The organism is Ochrobactrum sp. SFR4, assembly GCF_019730395.1.
GTDB lineage: Bacteria > Pseudomonadota > Alphaproteobacteria > Rhizobiales > Rhizobiaceae > Pseudochrobactrum.
On sequence record NZ_JAAPBB010001508.1, the window covers coordinates 1 to 229 of the forward strand.

At 52.4% G+C, this 229-nt stretch carries 1 protein-coding gene; it reads left to right on the forward strand.

The features are described 5' to 3' along the window. Positions 1 to 229, forward strand: a 229-nt coding sequence (locus HBA93_RS24055; protein ID WP_221724882.1) for an Hsp33 family molecular chaperone HslO, incomplete at both ends; no start/stop codon positions are given.

A 229-nucleotide genomic window follows, 5' to 3' on the forward strand; every position in this document is an offset into this window, starting at 1 on the left:
GGCGCTTGATGCTATTTTGAAACGCCATAATTATCCGGAAGCCGTTTCGCGGCTGCTGGGTGAAGCGGCAGTGCTGACCGTACTGCTCGGCACATCCCTGAAATTTGACGGCAAGTTTATTTTCCAGACCAAATCTGACGGACCGGTGGATATGCTGGTTGTTGATTTCCGCACGCCGGATGCAATCCGCGCCTATGCACGTTTTGATGAAGAGCGTGTGGCAGAGTTT